1 protein-coding gene is annotated in these 310 nt (G+C 65.2%); it reads left to right on the top strand.

Annotated features, from left to right (window positions below):
• Nucleotides 1-137 precede the first annotated feature (137 nt).
• Nucleotides 138-310, top strand: a 173-nt coding sequence (locus tag ACCC94_RS30195; RefSeq protein WP_413353235.1) for a tetratricopeptide repeat protein, incomplete at its 3' end; no start/stop codon positions are given.

The following is a 310-nucleotide window of genomic DNA, read 5'->3' as shown; positions in this document are numbered from 1 at the left end:
AAGCTGGTGCTGAGCCTTGCCATGGTGCTGGGGCGGCTGGAAGTGTTTTCCCTGCTGATCCTGCTGACGCCCGCGTTCTGGCGCACTTGAGGCCCGCTTGCTGAGGCACAATGGCGGCCTGCTGATGGAGGCTCGCCATGATCGATTCGCTGGAAAAGATGCTCGCCAAGGGCGTGGACAACCCGCTGCTGCGCTTCGGCCTGGGCAAGGGCTACCTGGACGCCGGCGATGCCGCAAAAGCCGCCGAACACCTGCGCCGCTGCGTGGAACAGGACCCGAAGTACTCCGCCGCCTGGAAGCTGCTGGGCAA

The organism is Pseudomonas sp. Pseusp97, assembly GCF_047304025.1.
Taxonomy (GTDB): domain Bacteria; phylum Pseudomonadota; class Gammaproteobacteria; order Pseudomonadales; family Pseudomonadaceae; genus Pseudomonas.
This window is presented reverse-complemented; position numbering and strand designations above follow the sequence as displayed.